The sequence below is a fragment of the Amycolatopsis rifamycinica genome, from assembly GCF_000695625.1.
In the GTDB taxonomy this organism is placed as follows: Bacteria; Actinomycetota; Actinomycetes; order Mycobacteriales; family Pseudonocardiaceae; genus Amycolatopsis; species Amycolatopsis rifamycinica.
Genome location: NZ_JMQI01000058.1, coordinates 11996 through 35923 on the forward strand (window position 1 = coordinate 11996; position 23928 = coordinate 35923).

The window sequence follows — 23928 nt, forward strand, 5'->3', positions numbered from 1 at the left end:
CAGCTCGCCGCCCCGGTGCAGGCGGCTACCCTGGACACATGCCCGACCTCCCGACGGCCGTGGACCTCGATCTGCGCCTGGTGCACAGCTTCACGGTCGTCGCCGAACACCGGCACTTCGGCCGCGCCGCCGAAGCGCTGCACCTCACCCAGCCGTCGCTGAGCCGGCAGATCCACCGCCTGGAACAGCAGCTCGGCGCCCGGCTGCTGGACCGCACCCCGCAGGGCAGCAGCCTCACCGAGGCGGGCCAGGTGTTCCTCTCCCAGGCCGAGGCGTTGCTGCGTACCGCGGCTCAGGCCGTGGCGCGCACGAAGGCCGCGGCCCGGCCGAGCCGGATCACCGTCGGCTACACCGCCGGCCTGATCGTCACGCCCGCCGTGCGCGAGCTGCGGAACCGCCATCCCGACGCTGAGGTGCACACCCAGTACGTGCCCTTCCAGGACGTCCGCGCCGCGCTGCTGGACCACCGGGTGGACGCGGTGGTCAGCCGCTTGCCGTTCCGCACCGACGGGCTGGACGTCACGGTCCTCTACGACGAACCGCGGGTCGTGCTCGTGCCGCTGGACCACCGGCTGGCGGGCAAGGAACAGGTCACCCTCGACGACATCGCCGACGAGCCCCTGCCCCGGCTGCGTGAGTCCGATCCGGAGTGGAGCGCCTACTGGCGCATCGACCCCCGCCCCGACGGCCGCCCCGCGCCCGACGGCCCCCTGATCGACGCCATCGAGGACAAGTTCGAGCTGGTGGCCGCCGGGGAGGCGGTGGCCATCTCGGCCGGCCACCACATCCGGGCCCTGCGCCCCGACCTCACGTCGATCCCGCTCGAGGGCGTCGACCCGGCCCACGTCGTCCTGGCCACCCGCGCCGACGACCGCGGCCGCCTGGTCGCGGCGTTCCGCAAGTACGCCCGGCTCCACCTCACCGGCGCTGGCTGAGCGTTGGGCCCTGCGGGCCGGCCTCATCCAGCCGAGCGTTTTCGGCCGGGTCAGCGTCACCAGGCCGGGAGCGCGCCGGGCCCGGGTCATTCCGAGCGCAGGTTGTCCCATCGGGTGACTTGCCGGAGCAGGGGCATCGTCAGACCGGTCACCAGCAGGACCGCCGCCACCGTGGCGCCCGCCAGTGCGAGCAGCACCGGGACGTCGATGATCATCGGCCGGCCCGCCAGCCGCAGGATCGGCGCGGTCAGCCCCAGCCCGGCCGCGACCGCCAGCACCACGCCGACCACCACCGGAATCCCGGTCTGCCACAGCGATCCGCGGGCCAGCACCCCGATCGGCACGCCGGCCGCGGACAGGGCCGCGAGCGGCCGCCGCCGTTCGCTGATCTGCTCGATCGACAGCATCAGCAGGCTCATCGCGGCCACCGCGAGCACGAACAGCGACGCGGTGATCAGCACCGAACGGAAGCTCTCCACCATCTGCCGGTCGCGGGCGCGGAAATCGTCGAGATAGTCGCTCTTGCCTGCCGAGGCGTTCCACGCGAGCGGGTTGACCGCCCTCGCGACGTTGTCGGTCAGCGCCTGCACGTCGCCGGTGCCCGACACGTAGACCACGACCGACGAGTCCGGGAGGGTGCGGCCGCCGAGCGCGCCGGGCGTGACCAGCAGGCTGTCGCCCGCCGCGTCGGCCGCCTGCACGACCTTGACGCCGGCCGGGACCGTCCACTCCGGACCGATCACGTCCTCTCCGCGGGAGTAGCCCTGCAGCCGCAGCTTGCCGGTCGGCGCCGAGCCGCCCGGGGACACCAGGGAGAACACGTCGCCGTCGGAGCAGGCGCCGATGTTCGCCCGGGCCCTGAGCACCACGCAATCGCCGACCACGACGTAGTTCCGCTCCTCCCCGGACCGGAACGTCAGGTTCCTGGCCGGGTGCACACCGGTCACCCCGGGCACGGCCGACACCAGCCTGCCGACCTCGGCCTCGTGCGCGGCGGTGGTGTCGACCCGGACCGGGGCGGCGGCCACGCCGTCCGGCGCGGCCTGCCGAGCGTCGCCGCTCGCGAGCGAGGCGACCACGCCCTGGATCAGGATCGTGCCGGCCAGCACGACGACCAGGCCGGACACCACCCGGCTGGCGGTGCCGCTGTCCAGCTGCAGCCGCCGGATCGCGAGCTGCCAGGACGGCGAACCGCCGTGCAGCCGCTCCACGAGCCGCTCGACCAGCCACGGCAGCAGGGCCGCGACGCCCACGAGCAGGAACACGCTGCCCACCGAGAGCGCCAGCGCGGCGGGCGTGTCGCCGCTGCCCCGCTCGAAGACCAGGGTGGCGGCCAGGAACAGCACGCCGATCGCGGTGAGCGCCCAGCGCCACCACATCCGCCGCCGCACCGGCTTGCCCTGGCGGACCACGCCGAGCGGTTCCACGATCGTGCGGCGCAGCCCGAACAGCGCCGAGCCGACCGCCAGCCCGGGCACCAGCAGCACGATCACCACGACCAGCGGCCAGGACGGGACGAGGTCCTCCGGGAAGATCCGCAGGCCGAACGGCAGGATGTCGGCGACGAACGTGCGCAGCACGGCGAAGAACCCGATCCCGGCGGCGAGCCCGATCACGGCCCCGACCAGCGATTCGGCCGCCGCGACCCGTTTGACCTGCCGGGAGTCCAGGCCGACCAGGCGCAGCGCGGCGAGCCGGCGTTCCCGCTGCGCCGCACCCATCCGCGACGCGGTGATCACGAAGATCAGCAACGGCAACAGCAGCACCGCCGCGATCGGCAGGATGACGCCCAGCGTGATCGCCGACAGCCCGAGCCCGGTGTAAGGCAGGCCGAACGCATAGACCTTGCGGCCGTCGGCCTCGGCCTCGATCTGCGCGGCCGGCACCCCGTAGTACGCGCTGAGGTCGCCCGCGCCGGCGACGCCTTCCCGCGCGATCAGGCCGGCCACGTGCCCCGGCAGCTGCGCTTTCAGCGAGCCGCCGCCCGGCGCGGCCAGCTTCGCGGCGAGCTCCGGCGACACGATCAGCTCGCCCGGCGCGGGCAGACGGCCGAGCCCCGGCGGCACCGGCGAGTTCGCCCCGGTCGCCGCGACCGCGGCGACGTTCACGAACTCGTCGCCAGCCGACGCGTACCAGCGGTGGACCAGCAGCGGGGCGACGCCCGCGCGAGGCTGGGTGACCTGCGCGATCGCCGCCTTGCGCTCCGCCTGCGCGCCCACGAGGTGGTGGACCGCCGCCGCGGGCAGCAGCACCGCGACCGCGAGCGCGATCCCGAACGCGGTCATCGCCAGGCGCAGCAGCGCCGCGCCGGACATCCGGCCGCCCCCGACGGCCAGCCGGAGTCCCAGCGCCAGATCCCCCATCACGCGACCAGCTCCCGGTCGATCGTGCGCCCGTCGCGCACCAGGACCTCCCGGTCCGAGTAGGCCGCCACCCGCGGCTCGTGGGTCACCAGCACGACCGCGGCGTGCGTCTCCCGCGCCGCCTGGGTCAGCAGCTGCATGACCTTCTCGCCGTTGAGCGAGTCGAGCGCCCCGGTCGGCTCGTCGGCGAAGATCACCTTCGGTCCGGTCACCAGCGCCCGTGCCACCGCCACCCGCTGCGCCTGCCCGCCGGACACGTCACCGGGACGGCGCTTCGCCGGCCCGTCGACCTCCAGCCGGGCGAGCCATTCGGCCGCCTTGGCCTCGGCCTGCTTCCGCCTGGTCCCGGCCAGCCGCAGCGGGAGCGCGACGTTCTCCAGGCAGGACAGCTCGGGCACGAGCTGGCCGAACTGGAAGACGAAGCCGAATTCGGTGCGCCGCAACGCACTGCGTCCCTTGTCGTCCATCCCGACGAGGTCGGCGCCGCGGTAGGCGATGGTGCCCGAGTCCGGCCGGATGATGCCGGCGAGACAGTGCAGCAGCGTCGACTTGCCCGAACCGGACGAGCCCATGATCGCGAGCACTTCCCCCGCCGAGACCGACAGCCCGGCCCCGTCGAGGGCCCGCGTCGGGCCGAACGACTTGTGCAGTCCCTTGCCGGTGAGCAACGGCGTTCCGGTCATCAGCGCACCGCCTTCTCGAGTTCACCGAGGCGCGCGGCGGTGAGCTCGAGCCACCGCAGGTCCGCCTCGAGGTGGAAGAGCGCGTGATCGCAGATCAGCTGATCGGCGAGGTCGCCCCCGTTCTTGCGCTTCGTGAGCGCCCGCATCGCGTTCAGGTGCTCGCCGCGCTGGATCGTCAGCACGTCGGCGGCGCTGCGCCCGGAGAGCAGCGCCAGCACCACCTTCGTGTACAGCGTGTTCTGCAGGTACGGCTGCGGGTTTTCCGGCGTGCGCAGCCACGTCTCGACGTCGGTGATCCCCGCGTCGGTGATCGTGTAGCGCTTGCGCTCCGGCCCCTCGCCGCTCTCGACGCCCGCCACCTCGACCATGCCGTTGCGCAGCAGCCGCGACAACGTCGAATAGACCTGGCCGTACGCCAGCGGGCGGTCTTGCCCGAACTGCTCGTCGTAGGCCCGTTTCAGGTCGTAACCGTGCCGCGGGCCGGACTCGAGCAGCGCGAGCAAGGTGTGCGGAACCGACATGCTCGTGCCCCCTCCTCGACCCGGGGGTTCCGGGCCTGCCGATCACTATACTCTCGAAGTATACTCGCCGTGTATACGAGGGTGGGCCGCCGGTGTTCGGGTTGCGATTTCCGGAGTGGTCCCCGGCCGGCACCGCCCCTGACCGCCGGACTCCCAGAGTTCTCCCAGGACTTCCCAGGAACCGGCCAGGCCGGCCCGCCACGCTCGCCGCATGACCATCGAAATCCGGGGCCTGACCAAGCGGTACGGGCCCGACACCGTGGTGGACGACCTGTCGTTCACCGTCGAACCCGGGCAGGTGACCGGGTTCCTCGGGCCCAACGGCGCCGGCAAGTCCACCACCATGAAGATGATCGTGGGCCTGGCCGCGCCGACGCGGGGCTCGGTCACCATCGACGGGCGCCGCTACCGGGATCTCCCCGTGCCGCTCACCGAGGTGGGCGCGTTGCTCGACGCCGGTGCCGTGCACGGCGGCCGGAAGGCGCACGACCACCTCCTGGCCCTCGCGGTGAGCAACGGCCTCCCCCGGCGCCGGGTCGGCGAGGTGCTCGCCCGGACCGGGCTGGAGGGCGTGGCCGGCAAGCGGGCGGGCGGGTTCTCGCTCGGCATGCGGCAGCGGCTCGGCATCGCGGCCGCGCTGCTCGGCGACCCGCGGGTGCTGATCTTCGACGAGCCGGTGAACGGGCTCGATCCCGAGGGCATCCGCTGGATCCGGGACCTCATGCGCTCCCTGGCCGGCGAGGGCCGGGCGGTGCTGGTGTCCAGCCACCTGATGAGCGAGATGGCGCAGACCGCCGACCACCTGGTCGTCATCGGCCGGGGACGGCTCGTCGCCGACACCGCCGTGAGCGAGCTCGTGCGGGGCGAGGGGACCGTGCTCGTCCGCACGCCCGATCCGGGCTTCGCGCGGCTGCTGGCCACCGCCGGGGCGGCCGTGCGGGCGGGGGCCGAGGCCTCGCTCGTCGTGTCCGGCATGACGAGCGCGGAGATCGGCAAGCTCGCGGCCTACCACGGCGTCGCGCTCGCCGAGCTCACCCCGCAGCGCGTCTCCCTGGAGGACGCCTTCATGGAGCTGACCAAGGACAGCGTCGACTTCAGGGACGCCGATCACCAGGACACTGCCGAACACCCGGAGGCCGTCGCATGAGCGTGTCGTTCGCCTGCTCCGTCCGCGCGGAGTGGATCAAGCTGCGCAGCCTGCGCTCCACCTGGTACACCCTGGCGTGCCTGTTCGCGGCCGGGCTCGGCATCACCGGCCTCGCCATGAACGCCGCCGCGAAGGACTTCCCCGGCGAAGGGCCGTGGGACCCGACCAATCGCAGCCTGACCTCGTACATCGTCGCCCAGCTGGTCATCGGGGTGCTCGGCATCCTGGTCGTCACGGCCGAGCACGCGACCGGCCTGATGCAGACGTCGCTGATCGCCACGCCGCGCCGGCACCGGCTGCTGGCGGCCAAACTGGTCGTGGCGGTGGCGGTCGCCGTGGTGGCGGGCCAGGTGCTGATGTTCGCCGCCTTCTTCCTCGGCCAGGCCGTCCTCGCCGGCCACGGCGTACCGCACGCGGGGCTCGGCGATCCGGGTGTGCTCTCCGCCGTGACGGGAGGCGGGCTCTACCTCGCGGCGATCGCGCTGCTGGCGGCCGGGCTCGGCACGATCATGCGGGCCACCGCGGGCGCGCTCGCCACCCTGGTCGGCATCGTCTTCCTGGTCCCGGCCCTCGCAGGCCTCTTCCCCGCGTGGGTGCGGAACCTCTTCCTGTACTGGCCGACGCTCGGCGCGTCCGCGGTGCTCAAGACGGTGCCCGATCCGGAGTTCCCGCACCCGTGGCTGAACCTGGCCGGGATGTGCGCCGGGGTCGCCGCCGTGCTGGCCGTGGCGTTCGTGGTCTTCCGGCGCCGGGACGTGTGATGCGGGAGGTGATCCGCGGCCTGGTGGCGGCCGCCGCCGCGCTCCTCGCCATGGCGGGCGTCGCTGCGGCCGGCCTGGCCCTGCTGGGGGCCGGCCGCGTCGGCGGGCTCGGCGGGCTGACCGCGGCGGCCGTCGCGCTCGCCGTGGGCGGCTCCGCCGAGGCCGGCGGGACCCCGGCCGGCGGGCTGCCGGTGGCCGTGCGGGTCGGCCTCGAGGTGATGCCGCTGGGGGTTTCCCTGGCGGGCGCGGTGGTGCTCGGCTCGCTGCTGCTGCGGCGCGGGGACGGATTGCTCGTCCGCGGAGCCGTGGCGGCGGTGGCCCTGCCGGCGGGACTCGCCGTGCTCGCGCTGCTGGCCCGGGGAACGCTGACGATGCCGGACGGCGTCGGTGCGGGTGCTGCGGGAGCCTGCGGGCGAGCGGCCGGTCCCGTGCGCCTTCCCGGCTCCGGCCGGCTCGACGCCGGGTTCTCCGTGGCCGTGGGGCCGGTGGTGGTGGGGGCCACGGCGGGGGTGCTCGTGGTCGTCGGTGTCTGCTGGCTCGTGACCCGGTTCCCGGCCGTGGCCGCGGGTGTGCGGGCGGTGCGGTGGCCGGCCGTCGGGCTCGCGGTGCTGTGCCTGGCGGTGGCCTGGACCTTCGGCGGCACCGCGGCGGCCGGGGGTGTCCTGCTCGCGCTCCCCCAGCTGCTGGGCGGAGCCGTGTTGCTGGGGCTCGGCGTGCCGTGGACGATCGGCTCCTCGGGCGCGTTCTCGTGCGCGCTGCCCGCATTGCCCGTCTCGCCGGGCGGCCCGCTGCTCGGCCTGTCGGCCGTGGTGTTGCTGGGCTGCGGCGTCGCCGTCGCCGCCCGGACCCGGCGATCCGGCGGACCGCTGCGCCGGGCCGCGGGGCTCGCCGTGCGGTTCGCTCCGGCCACCGCTGCCGTGCTCGCCGTCGTGACGCTGCTGTCGCGGATTTCCGCCGACGTCACCGTCAGCGCGTTCGGGTTCTCGCTGCCCGTCTTCGCCGTGCGGTTGACGGCGAACCCGCTGCTCGCGCTGGTGGCCGGCCTCGGCGGCGGCGCGGTGGCGGGTTTCGCGGGCTCCCTGCTCGCCGACGCGATCTCCGTATCCTCACGGGCATGGAAGCGATGACGTCCCGGCTGCTGGTGGTGGACGACGAGGCCACCGTCCGCGAACTGCTCTCCGCCGCGCTGCGGTTCGCCGGCTTCCGGGTGACGTCGGCGGCGACCGCGCGGGAAGCCGTGGCCGCGGCCACCGCGGAGCCGCCCGACCTGGTGCTGCTGGACGTCATGCTGCCGGACATGGACGGCTTCGAGGTGGTCCGGCGGCTGCGCGAACGGCACCCGGGCCACGGCGCGCCGGTGCCCGTCCTGTTCCTCACCGCGCGGGACCGCCAGTCCGACAAGGTCACCGGCCTGTCCCTCGGCGCCGACGACTACGTGACGAAGCCCTTCGACCTGGCGGAGCTGATCGCGCGGATCCGCGCGATCCTCCGCCGGACCGCCGGCCCCGCCGCGGGCGTGCTCACGGTGGGTCCGCTCGCGCTCGACGCCGAGGGCCGCCAGGTGACGCGCGCGGGGCAGGCGATCCGCCTGTCCGCCACGGAATTCCGGTTGCTGCACTACCTGATGGAGAACGCCGGGCGCGTGGTGTCGAAGGCGCAGGTCCTCGACCGGGTGTGGCGCGAGGACTTCGGCGGCGACGCCGGCATCGTCGACACCTACATCTCCTACCTGCGACGCAAGATCGACACCGGGGAGCCGAAGCTCATCCACACCGTGCACGGCGTCGGCTACGTGCTGCGGGAGCCCCGGCGGTGAGGCGGCTTTCCCTGCGGGCCCGGCTCCTGCTGCTCACCGCGAGCCTGCTGCTCGCCGGCCTGACCCTCATCGGCACGCTGGTTTCCGGGGAGCTGGAACGGTTCCAGCTCGACCGGCTCGACGGGCAGCTGCGCTCGATGACCGAGCTCATCTCCCGCGCCTCCGGACCACCGCCGGCCGCGACCCCGGCCGTGCGGCCCGATCTCGTCGACCCGGCGCTCGAACTGTTCGGCACTCCGTACGTGGTGTACCTCGACGCGAGCGGCGCGGTGGCGGGCGGCTTCCACTCGTCGCGAGTGGACAGTGCGACGCTGCCGCCGTCCGACGCGCTGCGCTCGGTCCCGGCCGACGGGACGGCCGTCGACCTCGACGCCGCCGACCGGTCGCAGCGCTGGCGGGCGGTCTCCCGGCCGGCCGTGCGCTGGGGCGGGCGGGTCGTTTCGGCCGCGCCGCTCGCCGAAGCCGACGCCACGATCGCCCAGCTGCGCACGAGCAGCCTGGTCACCGGCGCCGCGCTGCTCGTCGTGCTGACCGCGGCCGGCTGGTTCGCGCTCGGCCGGGGTCTGCTGCCGCTGCGCCGGATCGAGCACACGGCCGCCGCGATCGCGGGCGGCGACCTCTCCCGGCGCGTGCCGGACCTCGCGCCGCCCGGCACGGAGATCGGGCACCTGGCGGCGTCGCTCAACACGATGCTCGGCCAGCTCGACCGGGCCTTCGCCGACCGGGCCGCGTCCGAGGCGCGGATGCGCACGTTCGTCTCGGACGTCAGCCACGAACTGCGCACCCCGCTGTTCGGCATCAAGGGTTCCACGGAGCTCTACCGGATGGGGGCACTGCGCGGACCGTCCGATGTGGACGAGACGATGCGGCGCATCGACCGCGAAGCCACCCGGCTCACCGCGCTCACCGAAGACCTGCTGCTGCTCGCCCAGCTCGACGAGGCACCGGAGGAGCAGCTCGACCGCACCCCGATGGACCTGCGCACCCTCGCCGGCGACGCCCGGCACGACCTGAGGGCACTCGACCCGGCCCGCGAAGTGTCCCTGACCGGGCCCGGCGGCCTCGGCCCACCCGGCCCGGCCCCGGTCGACGCCGACGAGGCCCGCCTGCGGCAGGTCGTCACCAACCTGGTGGGCAACGCCGCCGCCCACACCCCGGCGGGCACCCCCGTCCGCATCGGCGTCGGCACGGTGGCCGGCCGCGCGGTGCTCGAGGTGGCCGACGAGGGCCCGGGGATGACGGCCGAGCAGGCGAGCCGCGCGTTCCACCGCTTCTACCGCGCCGACCGCTCCCGGACGCGCACGCCCGGCGCGGACGCCGGCCTGGGCCTCGCGATCGCCCGCTCCCTGGCCCGCGCCCACGGCGGCGACGTCGAACTGGAGACCGCGGTCGGGGAAGGCGCCTGCTTCCGGCTCGCGTTGCCGGTGCCCGAAAGCGGGTCCACGGACTGACCCGCGAGCCGCTTCGCCTTCGCGGCGAGGCCCGGCGGCGTGCCGGGGGTGCTCACCCGCCGGAGGCGGCATGACCGTCGGCGCGCCGGAAGGACTTGGCCGCGCTCAGTGCTCTCCCGGAACGGACCCGCCCGTAAGAGATCGGTAACCGCGTTTCGGCGGCCGCTGGGCGATTCGTCCCGGTTGAATGACCCGGGAACGAAGGAGGACGAAATGCATCGCACGCGGCGCCTGCTCACCCGGCCGTGGGTCCTGGGTGTCCTGGTGACGAGCCTGGTCGCCGTCGCCGTCGGCCTGTACTGGTTCCAGCCCTGGCAGCTGGTGGTGAACGAGACGGTGCAGGAGGACCTGCCCGCGGCCGCGCCGGTGTCGCCGTCCGCACCCCTGACCTCGCCGCCGTCGCCGTCGGCGTCCGCTGCGCCGGCCGCGCCCGCCGAAGTGGCCGGCGGCACCCTGATCAGCCACGAGCACCGGACCACCGGCACGGTCCGGATCCTGCGGGCCGCCGACGGGTCACTCGTGCTGCGCCTGGAGAACCTCGACACCAGCAGCGGCCCCGACGTGCACGTGTGGCTCACCGACGCACCGGTGAAACCGGGCAAGGACGGCTGGGCCGTGTTCGACGACGGCAAGCACGTCGACGCGGGCAAGCTGAAGGGCAACAAGGGAAACCAGAACTACCCGCTGCCCGCCGGCACCGACCTGACCGCCTACACGAGCGTGAGCCTTTGGTGCGACCGGTTCGACGTCTCCTTCGGCGCCGCGGAACTGACCCCGGAAGCGGTCTGACAATTACTGCGGCCGCCCCGGCCTGGCTAGGCTCGGGACAATGAACCGCCCCACCGCGAAGCGGTCGATCATGCCCCTGGCCGGGCTGGCCACCCCCATGGCCATCCGGGTGGCCGCCACGCTCGGCCTGGCGGACCACGCCGGAACCGAAGGCGCGACGGCGGAGCAGCTGGCGGCCCGCACCGGGACGTCGGCCGCCGCGCTGAGCCGGCTGCTCGACCACCTGGTCGCGGTGGAGGTCTTCGACCTGGACACCGCGTCCGGCCGCTACCGGCCGACGGACCTCGGCGCCCAGCTGCGGGAAGACGCGCCCGAAGGGTTCCGGCCGCTGCTCGACATCACCTGCGCCGGGGGCCGCGCCGAACTGGCGTTCGTCGATCTCCTCGAGGTGATGACCGACGGCGCGCCCGCCTACCCGCGCCGGTACGGCCGCGACTTCTGGGCCGATCTCGATGCCGACCCGAAGCTGCGGACCTCGTTCGACGCCCAGATGAACTGGCGGTTCCGCGAGCACGCGCCGCTGATCGCCCGGAACTTCGACTGGGGCCGCTTCCCCGACATCGTCGACGTGGGTGGTGGTGACGGACCGTTGCTCGTCGAGATCCTGCGGGCGCACCCGGGCGTCCGCGGCCGGCTCCTCGACCTGCCGCCGACGGCCGAGGCGGCCGCCCGGCGGCTGACGGCCGCCGGGCTCGGCGACCGGGCGAGCGCCGTCCCCGGCAGCTTCTTCGACCCGCTGCCGCCGGGGGCCGACGCCTACGTGGTGTCGGACATCCTGCACGACTGGGACGACGAGCACGCCCGCGCGATCCTGGCCGGCTGCCGCCGCGCCGCCGCGCCGGACGCGTCCGTCGTGGTGATCGAGCCGGTGCGGGGCCACGGTGCCGACACCGCGATCGATCTGTTCATGCTGATGTGCTTCGGCAGCAAGGAACGCAGCGTCGAGGAGCTGACCGAACTGGCCACCGGCTGCGGCCTCGCCTTCCGCGGCGCGGTCCCCGTGACGAGCGGGCGGTGGGCACTGGAGTTCACGACCCGGTCGTGACCCCGCCGGGACGCGGAAGTGAATCCCGGCTCGGAGGATGGCCACCCCGAACAGCGTGCCGGCGGCGAAGACCGCGGCGCTGCCGAGCAGAGCCCGCCGGAAGTGCCGGACGGCCGGTGACCGCGCGGCCACCCGGCTTCCCCGGACGCCCTGACCGGCCGGGAGACCGAGGTGCCGCGCACGGTCGCGACCGGGGCGGCGAACCGCGAGATCGCGGCGAGGCTTCACCTCCGCGAGGGCACGGTGAAGAACCACATCTCCCGCATCCTCGGCCTGCGCGACCGCACGCAGGCGGCCGCCCGCGACCGGGGCCTCATCCGAGCGCCGCTGCGCGCTGCCTCCGGTGGGCGGCCATCCGGACCGGGGAGTTGACCGCGCCGTCGCCGGCGTAGCCGCCGATGCGTTGCACCACCTCGAAGAACACCCGGCCGCCCAGCACGACGGTGAAGAAGTGCAGCAGTTCGCCGGTTTCGTCGCGGTCGTAGAGCACCGAGTGCTGCCGCAGGGCGGCCACCAGCTCGGGGTCCGGAGCCAGGCGGGCGTCGAGGTCGTCGTAGTAGTTCCCGGGGATTTCGAGCAGCGGGGCACCGAGTTCGCGCATCCGGCGGGCGCTCGCGAGGGCGTCCTCGGTCGTCAATGCGATGCGTTGCGGCTCGCGCACCCCCGGCGCCCAGTCTCCGCGCCGGAGCAGGGCCGACTCGAGGGCGACGCGGACGCGGCCGGAGCGGTCGGCCACCGTCCGGCTGCGCACCAGGCCGAACGGCGCCGCGAACTCGGTCACCGGCTCCGGTTCGAGGCCGAGGACCGCGCGGTAGAACAGGGCCGCCTCGTCGAAGTGGTCGAACGGCTGGGTCAGGGCCAGGTGGTCGATCCCGGTCACCCCGGCACCCGCGCCGGCCGCCGGGAGCTGCGTGAAGTCGCCGAGCCAGCTGTCCGCGGCGCCGGCACCGGTGCGGCAGAAGAACACCGACGTCCCGTCCGGTGCCGCGACCGCCGAGAGGTCCGCTTCGCCCGCGCGGTGGCTGCGCGGCAGGATCGGGGCGAGCAGCCGCTGGGCACGCCGGGCGGAGGCGACCGGGTCCGCGCTCTCGACGGCGATCGCGCCGACCGACGCGCCCGCCGCGGCGGGCGAACCGTTGAGCAGGATCCGCGCGTCGCCCTGCTGCCACAACCGGACCGGCTTGGACCGGTGCTGCCCCGTCTCGGCGAACCCGAGCCCGCGCAGGGCGTCCGTGAGGCGGACCTCCGCTTCGGCGTCCACCGCCAGCTCGACGAACGCGTGGCCGGCCAGCTCCGGTGCCGGCGGCAGGTCGGCGACGCCCAGGGTTTCCTGCAGGCTCAGCAGCGAACGCATGGCGTCGACGGCGGCAGGCCCCGGGTCGGCCTGGCGGAAGACGTCGTTGAACACCTCGAGCGACAGCGGCCCGCGGTAGCCGGCCGCGAGCACGTTCCGGGTGAACGCGGTCAGGTCGAACGCGCCCTGGCCGGGGAAGAGCCGGTGGTGCCTGCTCCACTGCAGGACGTCCATCTGCAGCCGGGGCGCGTCGGCCAGCTGCAGGAAGAACAGCTTCTCGCCGGGGATCGTGCGGATCGCGGCCGGGTCGCTGCCGCGCGACAGGATGTGGAAGCTGTCCAGGCACAGGCCCAGCGCGGGGTGGGCGGCCCGGCGCACGATGCGCCAGGAGTGCTCGTAGGTGTTGACGAACCGGCCCCACGCCAGCGCTTCGTAGGCGATCCGGATGCCCCGCGCCGCGGCGCGTTCGGCCAGCAGGTGCAGCTGCTCGGCGGCGAGGTCGTCGTCGTCGACCGCGTCCGGGGACACCGACGAGCACACGAGCATCGTGTCGGCACCGAGCTGGTCCATCACGTCGAACTTGCGCTCGGCGCGCCGGAGGTTCCGGGCGAGCACGTCCGGCGGCACCGCTTCGAAGTCCCGGAACGGCTGGTACAGGTCGATCGACAGGCCGAGCTCGGCGCAGTGTTCGCCGATCTCCTTGGCCGGCCACGACGAGGCGACGAGGTCGTTCTCGAAGATTTCGACCCCGTCGAACCCCGCGCGGGCGGCCGCGGTCAGCTTGTCCTCCAGGGTGCCGGAGAGGCAAACCGTGGCGATCGAACGGCGGGGTTCAGTCGAGGACATCGGCGGGCTGCCTTTCCGGGGAAGCGGTGAGCGCGGCGAAGTGGTCCAGCATCCGCGCGGCGTCGGGTTCGGTGCCGGTGAACAGGGCGAACGCTCCGGCGGCCTGGAAGACCGCCATGCGGCCGCCGTCGAGGACGCGGGCCCCGAGCGCGCGGGCGGTGCGCACCAGCCCGGTTTCGAGCGGGCGGTAGACGACCTCGGCGACCCACAGGTCCGGGCGCAGCAGCGCGGCGGGCAGCGGCAGTCCCGGGTGCGCGGCCATGCCGGTCGGGGTGGCGTGCACGAGCCCGTCCGCGGCGCCGACGGCCGTCTCGAGGTCCGTTCCCGCCGACGCCCGGCCGGCCCCGAACCGGCCGGCGAGGGCGCCGGCCAGCCCTGCCGCCCGGCCGGGGTCGAGGTCGAAGACCTGGACCCGGCCCGCGCCGGCGGTGAGCAGGCCGTGGGCCACCGCGGCGCCGGCCCCACCCGCCCCGAGCACCACGACCGCGCCGAGGTCCACGCCGGGCAGTCCGGTCTCCAGGCCGCGGGCGAAGCCGGACCAGTCGGTGTTGTGCCCGATCGCGCGGCCGTCCTCGAACACGACGGTGTTGACCGCGGCCAGCGCGGCCGCGTCCGGCGACAGCTCGTCGAGGTGCCCGAGCACCAGCTGCTTGCACGGGTGCGTGATGTTCAGCCCGCGGTACCCGGCTTCGCGGGCCGCGGCCAGCATCGGGCCGACGGCGGTGGACGGCACGTCGTGGTCGTCGAGGTCGAAGCGGGCGTAAACCAGGTCCAGCCCGAGCCGGCGGGCCTCGGCCTCGTGCAGCGGCGGGCTGAGCGACGGTCCGACGCCCGCGCCGATCAGCCCGGTGAGCACCGTGCCCGGTGTGGCCCGCGCCGCGTGCGCGCGGATCGCCTCGGTGGCCGATGACAAGGACACGAGCACCCCCGTAATGTACGAACTAGTACGTTATTTGTACCCCACCGTGCCGCCGCCGGGAAGGCCCCGCCGGCCCGGCGACGCCCTAGAGTGGGCACAGCAGCCCCAGCGAGGAAGGAAGTCCGTGGCCGTACCGACGTCGGACGACGTGGCGCGCAGCCGGCCCGAACGCGTCCGCGACGCCGACCGGACCCGCTCCGAGATCCTGGACACCGCCGCCCGCGAGTTCGCCGAGAAGGGGTTCGACGGCGCCCGGGTGGACGAGATCGCCGCGAAGACCCGCACCACCAAGCGGATGATCTACTACTACTTCACGAACAAGGACCAGCTGTTCGTCGAGGTGCTCGAACGCGCCTACACGGTCATCCGCTCGCTCGAGCAGGACCTCGACGTCGACCACCTCGACCCCGCCGAGGCGATCCGGCAGCTCGCCGGGCTCACCTTCGACCACCACGAGTCCCACCCGGACTTCGTGCGGCTGGTCAGCATCGAGAACATCCACCGCGCCGAGCACATCGCCCGCTCGAACGCGCTGTCCAACCTGGCCAACCCGGCGCTCGACGTGCTCGCCCGCATCCTCGCCCGCGGCCGCGAAGCCGGGCAGTTCCGCGACGACGTCGACGCGCTCGACGTGCACATGGCCATCAGCGCGTTCTGCGTGTTCCGCACGGCGAACCGGCACACGTTCAACGCCATCTTCGGCCGCGACATGCTCGACCCGGTCCACCGCGACCACCACCGCCGCATGGTCGGCGACCTGCTCGTCAGCTACCTGACGACGCGCTGACCTCACGCGATCCGGACGATCCGGTCGGCGATCGGCGGGTACCGGGCCAGCACTTCCGGGTCGTGGCCCGGCACCACCGGACCGGAGCCGGCGAGCTCGCGGATCCGGTCGAAGGCGCCGTACACCCCGGTCGTCGAGTGCAGCAGCGGCGCCGGGCGGTCGTGCTCGATGTTCTCGTGGAAGTGGCTGGCGTCCGAGGCCAGCACGACCGGGCCGGCGGCGGTTTCGATCCGGACGACCTGCGTGCCCGCGGTGTGCCCGCCGACGAGGTGGACGCTCAGCCCCGGCACGACCTCGGCGTCGCCGTCGACCGGTTCGACCGGCCCGGCCCGCAGGTGTTCGAGCGCCACTTCGTCGAGCAGCCACCGTTCCCGCTCGATCCGCTTGGCCCACGGTCCGGTCCAGTAGTCCACTTCGGACCGCTGGACGACGAACCGCGCTCCGGGGAACTCGCCGACCGTGCCGCAGTGGTCGTAGTGCAGGTGCGTGAGGACGACGTGGCCGACGCTCGACGGCTCGACGCCGAGCGCGGCGAGCAGCCGGACCGGTTCGACGTAGTCGAGCCCGTCGAGCCGCCGCGCCCGCTCCGGGCGGATGCCCGCGTCGACGAGCACCGTGTGCTCCGGCGAAACCGCCAGCCAGACGTAGTAGGCGGTCGGGTGGGGTTGCGCGGAATCCGCGTCGTAGCCCAGGAAGTGCTCGCCGCGGTACCCCGTCCGGCGCCCGTAGCACAGCGCGTAGACCTCGAACGCGCTCACCGCGGGACGCCGGCCTCGCGCCGGTCCGGGGCCGGGTCCTTGAGCCCCAGCCGCGCGGTCGGCACCCGGTAGGTCTCCTTGCCGGTGGCCACGGCGATGACGTTCACCAGGCACAGCGCGGCGGTGAAGGCGGCGACGCCCAGCCACGCACCCCGGCCGGTGCCCGCGACGCCCACCGCGATGCTGGGCAGGAAGCCGCTGATCGCGAACCCGATCTGGGTCCCGATCGCGGTGCCCGACAGCCGCACCCGCGCCGGGAACATCTCCCCGTAGAACGACGGCCACACGGCACTGGTCGCGGTGTAGACGACGCCGAACATCCCGATGCCGACGACGAAGATCCACAGGTAGCTGCCGGCCGCGACGGCGCCGAGGTACGGGAAGATCAGGATCGCGCACCCCAGCGACCCGGCGATGAACAGGCGTTTGCGCCCGACGCGGTCGGAGAGCTTCGCCCACAGCGGGATCGCCACCACGGCGGCGACGTTGGCCAGCACCCCGACCCACAGCATCGGCGTCCGGCTCAGGCCCACCGTGTTCACCGCGTAGCTGAGGGCGTAGACGGTGAAGATCGTGCTGACGGAAGCGATCAACGCGGCCACGACCACGCGCAGGACGTCGGCCCAGTGGTCCCGCAGCAGCACGGCCAAGGGCAGCTTCGCCACCTCGCCGCTCGCGACCTCCGACCGGAACACCGGCGTCTCCTCCAGCGACCGGCGGATGTAGTAGCCGACCAGCACCACGACCGCGCTGAGCCAGAACGGCACCCGCCAGCCCCAGGACAGCAGCTCGTCCTGCGGCAGGGCGGCGACCGGCAGGAACACCGCGGTCGCCAGGATCTGCCCGGCCTGGGTGCCGCTCAGCGTGAAGCTCGTGTAGTAGGCGCGCCGGTGTTCCGGCGCGTGCTCCAGGCTCATCGAGTTCGCGCTGGCCTGCTCGCCGCCGGCGGACAGGCCCTGCAGCAACCGCAGCGCCACCAGCAGGATCGGCGCGGCCACGCCCAGCGTGCCGTACCCGGGCAGGCAGCCGACGAGCACCGTGGACAGCCCCATCAGCAGCAACGTCGCCAGGAGCACGCGTTTGCGGCCGAACTTGTCGCCGAGGTGGCCCAGCAGCAGCGCGCCGAGCGGCCGCGACACGTAGCCGACGCCGAAGGTCGACAACGCCAGCAGCGTGCCGGTCGCCGGCGACGAGGCCGGGAAGAAGATCTTGTTGAAGACCAGCGCGGCCGCCGTGCCGTAGATGAAGAAGTCGTAGTACTCGAGCGCGCTGCCGATCCACGCGGCCAGGGCCGCCTTGGCGGGCCGTCCCGCGGGTGGGGCGACGCTCTCCGGACGTTCGGTCACGGCAATCTCCTCCGCGGGTGCGCCACTGCAGTCCGATCAACTAACCGGTTAGGTATGTACCGTACGGTTAATTAGAGAGATTGAAGTGCGGCGGAGGGCTTGTCAAGAGTCAGGACCCAACGGAGTTGCGGCGAGAGGCCAGCCACGTCACCCTCGCCGACGTCCGGCTGGCCACCCTTCGCTGAGCCGCCCCGCATGACTGCTGCCCCCGGTCGTCTCCGGGGGCTGCAGTCATTCGGGGAGGGAGTTGTGCACGTAGAACCACGTGAAGGCGCGATGCGAAGAATAGAGGAAGTACTCGCCGTACGTCTGCTCGGACAACTGCAGGTCGGGACACTCCGCCTTGATCGCGGTCCAGCGGTCGAGGTCGGTGACCGTCTCTGCCGCCGGCGTCGGCCGGCCGGTCTCGTGCGCGGGGTACGGCTCGTGGCGGGCGGACGCCGTGGCGTCGGCCTTCTTCGCGGTGAGAAAGGCCGCGAGCTCCGCGAACTTGTCCTCCAGGTCCTTCAGTTTCGCCCCGTACGCGGTCTGGTCCTGCCTCTCCCCCAGCTTCAGTCTCGCCTCGACCATGGTCGTGTGGACCGACCGGGCGAACTTGAGGGCGGCGATCCGCGTGCCGATCGGGATCTTCGTGTGCTTCGGGTACTTGAACCTCTTCCGCCACTGCTCATCGGTCAGCCGGTCGATCACGGCCCGCAGGTCGAGCAGCTTGGCCTGCAGCTTCCGCTCGAGCTCGGCCAGGTCCTCCGGCCGGGTCGCCGCGCCGCGCTCGCCTTCCGCCTCGCCGGCGCCCGGGTAGAGGCCGAGCATGTGCAGCTCGAACCGCGTGCCGGGGTGCTCGCCGACCAGCTGCGACAGCAGCGCCGTGCAGCTCGGGCACGGCGATTTGGTGATCTCCAGCAGGATGTACCGGGGTTGCCGGGCGGCCAGCAGCGGCATCACCCCCTGAGCGAACCGCTCCTCGGCGTGCGGGCCACGGCCGCTTTGGATCGGCCACAGCGACTCGAAGCCCGCCGGGCGGCTGATGAGTTCGGTCACCGGCTTCCCGTCGACGGTGACCCACAGGTTGGTCGCGGCGGCTTTGGGGTTGAGCTCCTGAAGCGCGACGACCAGCTGATCGGGTTTCATCCTCGCGATTTCGTCGACGACCGACCGCTGCACGGTCCCGAGCGCGCTGGTCGTGGCCGCGTTGCCCGCGGCGCGCTGGAGCGCCAGCACCCGGCCGTGCACGGGGTGGACGCCGTCCATGCGGGACCGGACCGGGCGCCCGGCGAGCGGCCCATCGGGGATGTCCATCCGGAGGAAGGTCACCTCATCCGGCTTACCGCACCCCGCGACGCGCGAGACGTCCCGCACGGGCAACGTCGAGGGCGGTCTTCGCCGCCCGTACGGCGCGCCCGTCAGCTCTTCGTGCCCGGCCGGCGTCGCCTCCGGACGGCCGATGCCGGCCGCCGCAGGGAAGCCGCCGCCGCGGCCGCGACGGCGTCGGCCACCGTCGACAGCGCGGGCAGGTCCAGCTTCCACTGCTGCCAGTAGAGCGGCACGTCCACCGGCCGGTCGCGCACGAGCGGCACCAGCGTGCCGTCCCGCAGCCCGGGCGCCGCCTGCACTTCGGGCACCATGCCCCACCCGAGCCCCGCTTCCACCGCGGCGACGACCATCTCCGACGCGGGGACGTAGTGCCGCAGCGCGCTCGCCCCGTCCCCGCCGAGCAGCCGCACGAACGCGTCCTGCAGATCGTCGTGGTCGTCGAACACCACGACGGGCGCGGCGGACAGGTCGTCCCGCAGCGCGCCGGTCACCCACCGCGCCACGAAGGCGGGGTGGGCCAGCGGCAGGTAGCGGAGGCTGCCGAGCGGGCGCGCGGAGCAGCCCTGCACGGGCGTGGCCGACGACGTCACGGCCGCCATCACCCGGCCCTCGCGCAGCAGCGTGGTGGTGTGTTCCTGATCCTCGCGGTGCAGTTCGAAGCAGATCGGCGGATCGGCGTCGACCCCGGCCAGCGCGGGCAGGAACCAGGTGGAGAGCGAGTCGGCGTTGACGGCGATCGGCACGCGCACGGGCTCGCCGCTCATGCCGAGCTCGGCGCGCGCGTCCTGCTCGAGCGCCGCGAGCCGCCGCGCGAACCGGACCACGACCTGCCCGGAGCCGGTGACGCGCACGGGTTTGGTCCGGGTCACCAGCACACTGCCGGTCCGCTGTTCGAGGGCCTTGATCCGCTGGCTGACGGCCGAGGGCGTCACGTGCAGCGCGGCCGCGGCGGCGTCGAACGTCCCGCCGTCCACGACCGCGAGCAGCGTGCGCACCTGCTCCAGCGGCAGCTCGGTCATCACGGGGGCTGATCTTAGGCGGAAATCTTCAGCTGCGCTGTTGCACCCACGAGCGCGTCCACAGTGGACGGAACGGCCCCAGCCGGTTTTCGGGCGACCTCGCCGTGGCTAGGTCCCGGTGGCGGCCTTGGCTCGATAAGTCGACTTCTTGGCCTGGTTCCCGCACACCCCCATCGAGCACCACCGCCGCGTCCCCGGCCGGGACGTGTCCAGGAACAGCGCCCCGCACCGGGTGCCTTCGCACCGCCGGACCTTCGCGAACTCCGGCGACGTCACCAGCTCCAGCGCGTCCCGGGCCAGCAACGCCAGCATCGCCGACGCGGGATCCGCGGCCTGCCAGCGCAGTTCACCCGACGCGGTCAGCGAAGGCGCGGGCACCGCCAGCGCCGCGACCCGGTTCAGCCGCTGCCGGACCGGCGGGCGCACCGAAGCGGTCAGCAGCTCGTGGATCGCCTCGCGGACCGCGCGGGCCTCCTCGGCCGGCGACGGCCGGACCGGGGTGGCGAACGGGCCGAACTGATCGATCCACGCGCCCCACGCCGGCGCGTCCGGCAGCTCCTCGGTCTCCGACGGGGTTCCCCGGTACCGGAGCGTCCGGACGAAGTCGAGGCACAGGCGGCCCGCTCCCGCGCGGAATCTGTCCGTCATACGGGTCACAGTACGCCGGAACCGGTTTGACTGGTACCGTCTGGAACCGATCAAACCGGTTCCGAACCTGGGGGCGCGCGCATGACCGAAACCGAGCAGAAGGCCCCGCCCGGCTGGCTCGTGCTGCTGCTGGCCGTCTCCTGCGGACTGACTGTCGCCAACCTCTACTACGCCCAGCCGCTGCTCGCCGAGCTGCGGCAGACCTTCGGCGTCGGCGAGGCCGCCGCCGGCGGGGTGGTCACCGCGACCCAGATCGGGTACGCCGCCGGCATGCTGCTGCTCGTCCCGCTCGGCGACCGGCTCGAGAACCGCGGCCTGGTCGCGACGCTGCTCGCGGTCGCCTGCGCCGGCCTGGTCGTCACCGGCGTCGCCCCCGGGTTCGCCGTCCTGCTCATCGCTTCGCTGGCCGTCGGGGCGACGTCGGTCGTCGTGCAGATCCTCATCCCGTTCGCCGCCGACCTGTCCCCCGACGCCATCCGCGGCCGGATCGTCGGGCGGGTCGTCAGCGGGCTGCTGTTCGGGATCCTGCTGTCCCGCGTGGTCGCCAGCCTGCTCGCCGAGGTGACGAGCTGGCGCGTCGTGTTCCTGATCTCGGCCGGCGCGATGGCCGCGCTCGCCCTGGTGCTGCGGTTCATCCTGCCGCGCCGCGCCCCCAAGACCGACGTCCGCTACGGCGAGCTGCTCCGCTCCACCCTCGCGATGGCGCGCAAACACCCCCCGCTGCGGCACCGCGCCCTCTACCAGTCGGCGATGTTCGGGGCGTTCAGCGCGTTCTGGACGACCATCGCGTTCGTCCTCACCGCACCGCCGTTCAACTACTCCCAGCTGGGCGTGGGCCTGTTCGCGCTGGCGGGCGCGGCCGGCGCCGCGGTGGCCCCGCTGGCCGGCCGCTGGGCCGACCACGGCCACGGCCGCCGGCTGACCGCGGGCGCGTTCGTGCTGTGTGCCGCCGCCTTCGCGCTCGCCGGACTGGGCGCGCACAGCGTCATCCTGCTGGCGATCGCGGCGATCGCCGTCGACACGGCCGTGCAGGCCACCTTGGTGGTCGGCCAGCACACGATCTACCAGCTCGACCCGTCAGCTCGCGCCCGCATCAACAGCGTCTACCTGGGCACGTTCTTCATCGGCGGCGCCATCGGCTCCCAGGCCGGCTCGATCGCCTACCACCTCGGCGGCTGGACGGCGGTCGTCGTGTTCGCGGGCGTGCTCCCGCTGCTCGGCCTGGCCGGGATGACCCGCACGCGCGTCTAGCTGTGATGTCCAGGGAGGTCAGCCGGGTGACCGGCGGCTTGCCGCCGGTTGAGCTGTGGGGACGGTGGTGATTGTAGAAGTGCAGCCACCCCGGTAGCGCACTCCGGCGTCGGTGTTCAGAGTCGTAGAAGCGGGCATAAGCCCAGCCCTCGGCCAGGGTGCGGTGGAACCGTTCGATTTTCCCGTTGGTCTGCGGCCGGTCAGTCCGGGTTCGTTTCGGGACGATCCCCAGCTCGGCGCAAGCCTCACGCCAGGCGTGAGAGCGGTAGGCCGAGCCGTTGTCCGAGAGCACACGCTCGACGGTGACGCCGCGGCCGACGAACCGGTCGAGGCACGACAGGCCGTCACGGGTCACCTCAACTCAGGACAACGTCCCTGGACATCACATCTAGCGCCTCGGCGAGGAGGCCGGCACGTTCGCCTGATGGGCGAGGTGTGTCGTGGCGTGTATCGTCGGCTTCGGATCAACTGGGGAGGACATCATGATCGACGCAATCGTGCTGGAACCACTCACCAACCGCATCGCCGCAGCCGCCGACCAGGGCATGTGGGACGTTCCGCTCGTGCTCGAGTCCGTGCCGGAGCGCACCGCCCTGGTCGCCGACCAGGGCATCTACGACTGGCCGGTCGTCGCGGGCGAACAGCGGGACGCCTGACCGGACGCGGCCGGGGGGGACCTCGTCCGTGGGCTTGGAGAAGCCCAGGCTCAAGCCTTCGCATCCGGTGACCCGCACCGCGGCCGGTGACGTTGTCATCGGCAAGCTCGCTCGTAACTCCTATGTGGTGCGTGATGCGCCGCAGGCCTTTGTCGACTTGCTGTTGCTCCTCGACGGCACGCGCACGACAGCGCAGCTGGCCGACGAGCTGCCGGCCGACGAAGAGCAGGTGCGCCGGCTCGTCGGGCAGCTGGCCGGGGCGGGGTTGCTGGACGACGGGGCCGCCGAGTCCTCGTTGAGCGCGGTCGAACTGGAGCGGTATGACCGCCAGCTGCTCCAGTTCTCCGCGTACGAACGGGATTCGCTGCCGGGATTCGCCTACCAGGAACGCCTGCGTGCCCAACGGGTGTGTCTGCTCGGCATGGGCGGCTGGGGATCGTGGCTGGCGCTGAACCTCGCACTGACCGGCTTCGGCACGTTGCGTCTGGTCGACGGTGACCGGGTCGAGCTGTCCAACCTCGGCCGGCAGGTGCTCTACGACACCTCCGCCGTCGGCGAGCTCAAGGTGACGGCGGCACGCGACGCACTGAGACGGATCAACCCTCACGTCGCCGTCGAGGGAGTGCCGGAGTTCGTCGGTCCCGACCGTGCCCAAGTCGAACGACTGCTGCGGGACACGACACTGATTTGCCTGTGCTGGACCAACGACGCGCATTTCGTCCCCGGCACGACCGGGGAGATGGTCCACGAAGTGGCGAGGCGGTCGCGAATCCCCGTGCTGGAGGTGGCGGGGGATCCGTTCGACGTCACCGTCGGACCGCTCTACCCGAACGATGGCACCGGACCGTGCTTCCGATGTGTGCGGCCACAGCTCCGGTCGTTGTGGTGGGGGCCGAGCACGACGACGTCGGAGCTGCGCAAGGCCCAGCTGAGCGTGACACCGCTGCGGCGGACCGAGAACTGGCAGAGCGCGCCCTCCTTGTCCACGATGGCGGGGCTCGCGGTGAACGACCTCATGGCCTTCGCGACCGGATACGCCGAACCGACGCTGCTGGGGCGTCGGTTCAGCGTCGCCCTACGCACCCTGGAGACGAGAACCGACGAGTTCACGGCCCGCGCGGACTGCTGCGCGACACACCGGTAGAACATCTGCCCGGTGGCGAGGTCGAGCGCACGGTTACAACGTCAACGTTCCTTGACGAGGCACCAGGACCGGGACAACCGGGGCCCCGCCCACTACGCGCCGATGATCGTGTCGAGGTTGGCGCGGGTGGTTTCCAGCTCACCGATCGCCGCGTCGAGCCGGCTCCGCTGCTGCCGCAGGGCGTCGACGAGCTCCGGGCAGCTGGGCGACAGCCGGCCGTCGTCGTCGACGAGGCACGGCAGGACTTCCCCGATCTGCGCGGTGGACAACCCGGCCGCGAGCAGGATCCTGATTCGCCGCACCGCGGCCACGTCGGTCTCGCCGTAGACGCGGTAGCCGCTCGGCCGCCGGTCCGGTGTCAGCAGGCCCTGGTGCTCGTAGTAGCGCAGTGCGCGTTGGCTGACACCCGTCCGCCGGGCCAGCTCCCCGATCCGCATC

General features: G+C 73.2%; 24 protein-coding genes and 1 pseudogene. 13 read left to right on the forward strand and 12 right to left on the reverse strand.

Going from position 1 to position 23928, the window contains the following annotated elements:
- Positions 1–38 precede the first annotated feature (38 nt).
- On the forward strand, positions 39–935 hold the full coding sequence (locus DV20_RS27040; RefSeq protein WP_043785077.1) for a LysR family transcriptional regulator: 897 nt from the start codon (positions 39–41) through the stop codon (positions 933–935).
- An 86-nt stretch (positions 936–1021) separates the two neighbouring features.
- On the opposite strand, the gene DV20_RS27045 is transcribed toward DV20_RS27040, so the two are convergent.
- The 3 genes from DV20_RS27045 to DV20_RS27055 are packed head-to-tail and all read right to left on the reverse strand — an operon-like array spanning position 1022 to position 4502.
- Positions 1022–3298, reverse strand: coding sequence for an FtsX-like permease family protein (locus tag DV20_RS27045; protein ID WP_235190977.1), 2277 nt, complete (start codon positions 3296–3298; stop codon positions 1022–1024).
- The gene (locus tag DV20_RS27050) at positions 3298–3981 is read right to left on the reverse strand and encodes an ABC transporter ATP-binding protein (protein ID WP_043785080.1); all 684 of its coding nucleotides are present in this window, start codon (positions 3979–3981) and stop codon (positions 3298–3300) included. The genes DV20_RS27045 and DV20_RS27050 overlap by 1 nt, the downstream gene beginning before the upstream one ends.
- Complete coding sequence (locus tag DV20_RS27055) at positions 3981–4502, reverse strand: PadR family transcriptional regulator (RefSeq protein ID WP_043785082.1); 522 nt, start codon at positions 4500–4502, stop codon at positions 3981–3983. The genes DV20_RS27050 and DV20_RS27055 overlap by 1 nt, the downstream gene beginning before the upstream one ends.
- Positions 4503–4713: 211 nt before the next feature.
- Between DV20_RS27055 and DV20_RS27060 the strand changes: the two genes are divergently transcribed.
- The 8 genes from DV20_RS27060 to DV20_RS44290 all read left to right on the forward strand — a co-directional run bounded on the left by DV20_RS27060 (position 4714) and on the right by DV20_RS44290 (position 11883).
- Positions 4714–5649: an ABC transporter ATP-binding protein gene (locus DV20_RS27060; RefSeq protein ID WP_051736139.1), complete on the forward strand. Its 936-nt coding sequence runs from the start codon at positions 4714–4716 to the stop codon at positions 5647–5649.
- Positions 5646–6410, forward strand: a complete 765-nt coding sequence (locus tag DV20_RS27065) for an ABC transporter permease (RefSeq protein WP_043785084.1) — start codon at positions 5646–5648, stop codon at positions 6408–6410. Before DV20_RS27060 ends, DV20_RS27065 begins: the two co-directional genes overlap by 4 nt.
- Entirely contained in the window at positions 6410–7537 is a 1128-nt protein-coding gene (locus DV20_RS27070; RefSeq protein ID WP_043785087.1) for a streptophobe family protein, read from the forward strand. The genes DV20_RS27065 and DV20_RS27070 overlap by 1 nt, the downstream gene beginning before the upstream one ends.
- Positions 7534–8226: a response regulator transcription factor gene (locus DV20_RS27075; protein ID WP_043785090.1), complete on the forward strand. Its 693-nt coding sequence runs from the start codon at positions 7534–7536 to the stop codon at positions 8224–8226. Before DV20_RS27070 ends, DV20_RS27075 begins: the two co-directional genes overlap by 4 nt.
- Positions 8223–9677, forward strand: a complete 1455-nt coding sequence (locus DV20_RS27080) for a sensor histidine kinase (RefSeq protein ID WP_043785093.1) — start codon at positions 8223–8225, stop codon at positions 9675–9677. The genes DV20_RS27075 and DV20_RS27080 overlap by 4 nt, the downstream gene beginning before the upstream one ends.
- A gap of 213 nt (positions 9678–9890) precedes the next feature.
- Positions 9891–10466, forward strand: coding sequence for a DM13 domain-containing protein (locus DV20_RS27085; RefSeq protein ID WP_043785099.1), 576 nt, complete (start codon positions 9891–9893; stop codon positions 10464–10466).
- A 40-nt stretch (positions 10467–10506) separates the two neighbouring features.
- Positions 10507–11511 carry a methyltransferase gene (locus DV20_RS44285; RefSeq protein WP_084093687.1) on the forward strand — a complete coding sequence of 335 codons (1005 nt, stop codon included), beginning with the start codon at positions 10507–10509 and terminating at the stop codon, positions 11509–11511.
- Positions 11512–11661: 150 nt separating this feature from the next.
- On the forward strand, positions 11662–11883 hold the full coding sequence (locus tag DV20_RS44290) for a response regulator transcription factor (RefSeq protein ID WP_084093688.1): 222 nt from the start codon (positions 11662–11664) through the stop codon (positions 11881–11883).
- On the opposite strand, the gene DV20_RS27095 is transcribed toward DV20_RS44290, so the two are convergent.
- Both DV20_RS27095 and DV20_RS27100 read right to left on the reverse strand, forming a co-directional pair.
- Positions 11825–13651 carry a bifunctional sugar phosphate isomerase/epimerase/4-hydroxyphenylpyruvate dioxygenase family protein gene (locus DV20_RS27095; RefSeq protein WP_043785104.1) on the reverse strand — a complete coding sequence of 609 codons (1827 nt, stop codon included), beginning with the start codon at positions 13649–13651 and terminating at the stop codon, positions 11825–11827. The genes DV20_RS44290 and DV20_RS27095 overlap by 59 nt on opposite strands.
- Positions 13638–14507 carry a shikimate dehydrogenase gene (locus tag DV20_RS27100; RefSeq protein ID WP_407638353.1) on the reverse strand — a complete coding sequence of 290 codons (870 nt, stop codon included), beginning with the start codon at positions 14505–14507 and terminating at the stop codon, positions 13638–13640. Before DV20_RS27100 ends, DV20_RS27095 begins: the two co-directional genes overlap by 14 nt.
- A gap of 187 nt (positions 14508–14694) precedes the next feature.
- Here DV20_RS27100 and DV20_RS27105 point away from each other — a divergent pair, with 187 nt between their 5' ends.
- Complete coding sequence (locus tag DV20_RS27105; protein WP_051736140.1) at positions 14695–15357, forward strand: TetR/AcrR family transcriptional regulator; 663 nt, start codon at positions 14695–14697, stop codon at positions 15355–15357.
- A 2-nt stretch (positions 15358–15359) separates the two neighbouring features.
- On the opposite strand, the gene DV20_RS27110 is transcribed toward DV20_RS27105, so the two are convergent.
- The 5 genes from DV20_RS27110 to DV20_RS27130 all read right to left on the reverse strand — a co-directional run bounded on the left by DV20_RS27110 (position 15360) and on the right by DV20_RS27130 (position 20439).
- Positions 15360–16115, reverse strand: a complete 756-nt coding sequence (locus DV20_RS27110; protein ID WP_043785108.1) for an N-acyl homoserine lactonase family protein — start codon at positions 16113–16115, stop codon at positions 15360–15362.
- Complete coding sequence (locus DV20_RS27115; RefSeq protein ID WP_043785112.1) at positions 16112–17461, reverse strand: MFS transporter; 1350 nt, start codon at positions 17459–17461, stop codon at positions 16112–16114. Before DV20_RS27115 ends, DV20_RS27110 begins: the two co-directional genes overlap by 4 nt.
- 231 nt (positions 17462–17692) lie before the next feature.
- Positions 17693–18757, reverse strand: coding sequence for a hypothetical protein (locus tag DV20_RS27120; RefSeq protein ID WP_152603764.1), 1065 nt, complete (start codon positions 18755–18757; stop codon positions 17693–17695).
- 104 nt (positions 18758–18861) lie between these two features.
- Positions 18862–19791 carry a LysR family transcriptional regulator ArgP gene (locus tag DV20_RS27125; protein ID WP_200876508.1) on the reverse strand — a complete coding sequence of 310 codons (930 nt, stop codon included), beginning with the start codon at positions 19789–19791 and terminating at the stop codon, positions 18862–18864.
- 108 nt (positions 19792–19899) lie between these two features.
- Positions 19900–20439, reverse strand: coding sequence for a CGNR zinc finger domain-containing protein (locus tag DV20_RS27130; protein ID WP_043785121.1), 540 nt, complete (start codon positions 20437–20439; stop codon positions 19900–19902).
- Positions 20440–20520: 81 nt separating this feature from the next.
- Between DV20_RS27130 and DV20_RS27135 the strand changes: the two genes are divergently transcribed.
- Complete coding sequence (locus tag DV20_RS27135; RefSeq protein WP_043785123.1) at positions 20521–21690, forward strand: MFS transporter; 1170 nt, start codon at positions 20521–20523, stop codon at positions 21688–21690.
- A 10-nt stretch (positions 21691–21700) separates the two neighbouring features.
- Here DV20_RS27135 and DV20_RS44295 read toward each other — a convergent pair.
- A pseudogene (locus tag DV20_RS44295) lies at positions 21701–22012 on the reverse strand (integrase core domain-containing protein); the annotation flags it as partial.
- Between the two features lie 160 nt (positions 22013–22172).
- Here DV20_RS44295 and DV20_RS45620 point away from each other — a divergent pair.
- Together DV20_RS45620 and DV20_RS27140 are read left to right on the forward strand one after the other, a co-directional pair.
- Positions 22173–22346 carry a hypothetical protein gene (locus DV20_RS45620; protein ID WP_160169758.1) on the forward strand — a complete coding sequence of 58 codons (174 nt, stop codon included), beginning with the start codon at positions 22173–22175 and terminating at the stop codon, positions 22344–22346.
- A gap of 67 nt (positions 22347–22413) precedes the next feature.
- A complete protein-coding gene (locus DV20_RS27140; protein WP_051736142.1) occupies positions 22414–23490 on the forward strand; it encodes a HesA/MoeB/ThiF family protein in 1077 nt (358 codons plus the stop codon).
- 92 nt (positions 23491–23582) lie between these two features.
- Here the strand turns inward: DV20_RS27140 and DV20_RS27145 are convergent, their stop codons facing one another.
- Positions 23583–23927, reverse strand: coding sequence for a MerR family transcriptional regulator (locus tag DV20_RS27145; RefSeq protein ID WP_043785125.1), 345 nt, complete (start codon positions 23925–23927; stop codon positions 23583–23585).
- Position 23928 lies beyond the last annotated feature (1 nt).

Coding starts and splice junctions, on each gene's coding strand:
- DV20_RS27060 (WP_051736139.1), top strand. CDS start 4,714: ATGACCATCGAAATCCGGGGCCTGACCAAGCGGTACGGGCCCGACACC.
- DV20_RS27075 (WP_043785090.1), top strand. CDS start 7,534: ATGACGTCCCGGCTGCTGGTGGTGGACGACGAGGCCACCGTCCGCGAA.
- DV20_RS27130 (WP_043785121.1), bottom strand. CDS start 20,439: ATGACGGACAGATTCCGCGCGGGAGCGGGCCGCCTGTGCCTCGACTTC.
- DV20_RS27050 (WP_043785080.1), bottom strand. CDS start 3,981: ATGACCGGAACGCCGTTGCTCACCGGCAAGGGACTGCACAAGTCGTTC.
- DV20_RS45620 (WP_160169758.1), top strand. CDS start 22,173: ATGATCGACGCAATCGTGCTGGAACCACTCACCAACCGCATCGCCGCA.
- DV20_RS27055 (WP_043785082.1), bottom strand. CDS start 4,502: ATGTCGGTTCCGCACACCTTGCTCGCGCTGCTCGAGTCCGGCCCGCGG.
- DV20_RS27135 (WP_043785123.1), top strand. CDS start 20,521: ATGACCGAAACCGAGCAGAAGGCCCCGCCCGGCTGGCTCGTGCTGCTG.
- DV20_RS27095 (WP_043785104.1), bottom strand. CDS start 13,651: ATGTCCTCGACTGAACCCCGCCGTTCGATCGCCACGGTTTGCCTCTCC.
- DV20_RS27120 (WP_152603764.1), bottom strand. CDS start 18,757: ATGGACATCCCCGATGGGCCGCTCGCCGGGCGCCCGGTCCGGTCCCGC.
- DV20_RS44285 (WP_084093687.1), top strand. CDS start 10,507: ATGAACCGCCCCACCGCGAAGCGGTCGATCATGCCCCTGGCCGGGCTG.
- DV20_RS27040 (WP_043785077.1), top strand. CDS start 39: ATGCCCGACCTCCCGACGGCCGTGGACCTCGATCTGCGCCTGGTGCAC.
- DV20_RS27085 (WP_043785099.1), top strand. CDS start 9,891: ATGCATCGCACGCGGCGCCTGCTCACCCGGCCGTGGGTCCTGGGTGTC.
- DV20_RS27045 (WP_235190977.1), bottom strand. CDS start 3,298: ATGGGGGATCTGGCGCTGGGACTCCGGCTGGCCGTCGGGGGCGGCCGG.
- DV20_RS27125 (WP_200876508.1), bottom strand. CDS start 19,791: ATGACCGAGCTGCCGCTGGAGCAGGTGCGCACGCTGCTCGCGGTCGTG.
- DV20_RS27065 (WP_043785084.1), top strand. CDS start 5,646: ATGAGCGTGTCGTTCGCCTGCTCCGTCCGCGCGGAGTGGATCAAGCTG.
- DV20_RS27145 (WP_043785125.1), bottom strand. CDS start 23,927: ATGCGGATCGGGGAGCTGGCCCGGCGGACGGGTGTCAGCCAACGCGCA.
- DV20_RS27070 (WP_043785087.1), top strand. CDS start 6,410: ATGCGGGAGGTGATCCGCGGCCTGGTGGCGGCCGCCGCCGCGCTCCTC.